The sequence below is a fragment of the Hydrogenophaga electricum genome (assembly GCF_030160815.1).
GTDB classification, from domain to species: Bacteria; Pseudomonadota; Gammaproteobacteria; order Burkholderiales; family Burkholderiaceae_C; genus Hydrogenophaga; species Hydrogenophaga electricum.
The window spans coordinates 1-3247 of the sequence record NZ_BSPB01000112.1; the positions used below are offsets into that span (position 1 = coordinate 1).

Sequence of the window (3247 nt, forward strand, 5' to 3'; positions counted from 1 at the left end):
AACGCCGCCCGCGCGACCGGCAGCGCGGGCGCGGCGCCCCAGGTCAGCTCCGGCGCCCGCATCACGCTCTGGGCCGCGCTGGCGGGGGCGCTGCTGGGGGGCCTCATCCTCAACCTCATGCCCTGCGTGTTCCCGGTGCTGGCCATCAAGGTGCTGGCCTTCACCCAGCATGCTGACGACCGCTCGGCCCACCGCCGCAGCGGCCTGGCCTACACGGCCGGCGTGGTGCTGTCCTTCCTGGCGCTGGGGGGCCTGCTGCTCGCGCTGCGTTCGGCCGGCGAAGCCATCGGCTGGGGTTACCAGTTGCAGAGCCCCGGCGTGATCGCCGCGCTGGTGGTGCTGTTCACCCTGATCGGCCTGAACCTGGCCGGGCTGTTCGAAGTGGGCAACGTGCTGCCTTCGGGCCTGGCCAGCCTGCAGGCGCGCAACCCCACGGTCGACGCCTTCCTCACCGGCGTGCTGGCCGTGGCCGTGGCCTCGCCTTGCACCGCGCCGTTCATGGGCGCCTCGCTCGGGCTGGCCATTGCCCTGCCGGCCTGGCAGGCGCTGGCCATCTTCGGCCTGATCGGCTTGGGCATGGCCCTGCCCTACCTGGCCGCGAGCTGGTGGCCCGCCGTGGCCCGCGCCCTGCCCCGCCCCGGCCCCTGGATGCAGACCCTGCGCCAGTTCCTGGCCTTCCCCATGTTCGCCACCGTGGTGTGGCTGCTGTGGGTGCTGGGCCAGCAGACCGGCATCGACGGCGCCGCCGCGCTGCTGCTGATTTTGCTGGCGCTGGCGCTGCTGGTCTGGGCCCTGGGCCTGCGTGGCAAAAGCCGGCTGGTGCTCGGCGGCGGCGCGCTGGTTGCGCTGCTGTGGCTGGGCGTGGCCGTGGGCCCGCACATCACCCGCCTGGCCGACCCCGAACCCGCCGCCGCCAGCGCCACCGCCGTCGAAGGCCTGGCCTGGCAACCCTGGAGCGCCGAAACCGAAGCCGCCCTGCTGGCCGAAGGCCGCACGGTGTTCGTCGACTTCACCGCCGCCTGGTGCGTGACCTGCCAGTACAACAAGCGCACCACCCTGGCCGACACCGCCTTGCTGACCGACCTGGCCGGCCGCCAGGTGGTGCTGCTGCGTGCCGACTGGACGCGGCGCGACCCCGCCATCACCGCCGCCCTGGGCCGCCTGGGCCGCAGCGGCGTGCCCGTGTACGCCCTGCACCGGCAAGGCAGCCCGTCGCAGGTGCTGACCGAAGTGCTGACCGTGGAGGAAGTGCGCTCGGCGCTCGACCGGCTCTGAGCCAGCGCGCCGCACACCCCCACCCGTTCCTGGAGAACACCCCATGCTGCAACGCCGCCCCCTCATCGCCCTGGGCGCCAGCGCCCTGGCCGCGCCGGCCCTGCTGCACCCACGCACCGTGCACGCCGCCGCCCTCGTCGGCCAGCCCGCGCCCGACTTCACGCTCGAAGACACCGCCGGCAACCCGGTGACGCTGTCGCGCTTCAAAGGCCAGCCCGTGGTGCTGGAATGGACCAACCCCGGCTGTCCCTTCGTGCGCAAGCACTACAGCGGCAACCTGCAAGCGCTGCAGAAGGCCTACACCGGCCGGGGCGTGGTGTGGCTGGCCATCAATTCCACCGAAGACGCCAGCGCCGACTACCTGACCCCGCCGCAACTGGCGCGCTGGATGCAGGAAAAGAACGCCGCCCCCACCGCCACCCTGATGGACGACGAAGGCCGGGTTGGCCAGGCCTTCGGCGCCCGCGTGACACCGCACCTGTACATCGTCAACGCCCAGGGCGTGCTGGTCTACGCTGGCGGCATCGACAGCATTCCGTCGGCCCGCGTGGCCGACATCGACAAAGCCACCAACTACGTGCGCCAGGGCCTGGACGAACTGCTCGCCGGCCAACCCCTGAGCAAACCCACCAGCCTGCCCTACGGGTGCAGCATCAAATACAAGGGCTGATACCCGGGCCGCCCCCCGCCCTTTCGCTTTGGCGCGCTTTTTTTATCAGCGAAGCACGTCGCGAATCGTCGGGTCCTTGTTGAACTGCGCCTTGGCGAACGGGCACAGCGCGATCACCTGGGTACCCGTCTCGCGCGCCCACTGCACCAGCGCGTCCAGCAGGCGGCGGCCCACGCCCTGACCACCCAGGCTCGCGTCCACCTCGGTGTGATCGATCACGATCAACTGGTCGTTGGTGCGGCTGTAAGTCATTTCCGCCAGACGGCGGCCGCCCTGTTCCAGATAAAAAGCCCCCCGCGAAGCGTTGTCCTCGTGGGCGATGGGCGGCAGGGCAGAAGCGGCGGTCATGGTGTCGACAGGCCAGAGGCCTTGGTGGGAGCCACAGAAGCAGCCAGTGTCGCCAGCGGAAAGACGGGTGTCAAAAGCAGGGGCTTTGGCCGCATCGGACCGGATGTCGGCGCATCGGTGCCCGCGCCAGGAGGCGGATAAGCCGGGGAGCTTCAACGCGTCGGGGTTCTCAACACCCAAGTTAACCGACGCCGGAGCACAAAGTGCGCAGGGTACCGCCATCGGCTATCAAAATCGCAAAACGATGCGCCATGGCTGCGTCCGCGTTGAATGATGGTTATGGCGCATTGCGCGGTCGCATTTCTCTGCCAGTGGGGTCAGTATTCAAAACCGACTCATGTAGTCCCGAAATTGTCTCCCTTGTTGGCTCGAAGTCGTCATCCGTCTCTACAAGCGCCCAGCCCAAGTCATCGGCGCTCGATTCGGAAATTGATGGGTCATCCAGCAAGTAGCAGAAGTCAAAGAGCAACCGAGCTTGCATGCCGCGCGCCAAGTCAACGATGTCCTCGCGCGCTACGCCCTTAGCTTGCATCTTCGCAAGCGCATGCCCAATGCCTGCAAATGGCTGACCTGGATTTTCCTTGGCGCTGGCTATCTCTTGGTCAATCCATGCATCGTCGCTTTCAGAGACCACTCGCCCCCAAGCTTGGCGAAGGAATAGAAACCTGTGAAGTTGATTTATTCCCTCCGACATCTGGGAGGTCGCCCAGCCGTCGGGGTCTTGGGCTCCAAGCTCTCGGAAAAGCTCGGCAAGTTCTTTCTGATTTTTCGGTACTGGCACTGAGGCTCCTTTGCGCCCTAACGAATGAAAGGGACTTCCCCGTCCCGGGTGATCCGCGCATTTGCGGGGTACGGCGTCCAGGTGCCACGATGGGAAGTGCGAACTCTCATCAACTCACTCGTTTGTTGGAAGGGGAAGTCCATGGCAATCGTATCCGTTGGCATCGATCTGGC

At 67.3% G+C, this 3247-nt stretch carries 4 protein-coding genes; 2 read left to right on the top strand and 2 right to left on the bottom strand.

Annotated elements, in window-relative coordinates; genetic code table 11:
* The coding region (locus QQK43_RS22860) for a protein-disulfide reductase DsbD family protein (RefSeq protein ID WP_284309589.1) at nucleotides 1-1275 on the top strand (1275 nt) is incomplete at its 5' end.
* A 43-nt stretch (nucleotides 1276-1318) separates the two neighbouring features.
* Nucleotides 1319-1945, top strand: coding sequence for a thioredoxin family protein (locus QQK43_RS22865; protein ID WP_370465344.1), 627 nt, complete (start codon nucleotides 1319-1321; stop codon nucleotides 1943-1945).
* Between the two features lie 45 nt (nucleotides 1946-1990).
* Here the strand turns inward: QQK43_RS22865 and QQK43_RS22870 are convergent, their stop codons facing one another.
* Complete coding sequence (locus QQK43_RS22870; protein ID WP_284309590.1) at nucleotides 1991-2293, bottom strand: GNAT family N-acetyltransferase; 303 nt, start codon at nucleotides 2291-2293, stop codon at nucleotides 1991-1993.
* Between the two features lie 277 nt (nucleotides 2294-2570).
* On the bottom strand, nucleotides 2571-3074 hold the full coding sequence (locus tag QQK43_RS22875; protein ID WP_284309591.1) for a hypothetical protein: 504 nt from the start codon (nucleotides 3072-3074) through the stop codon (nucleotides 2571-2573).
* Nucleotides 3075-3247: the final 173 nt, after the last annotated feature.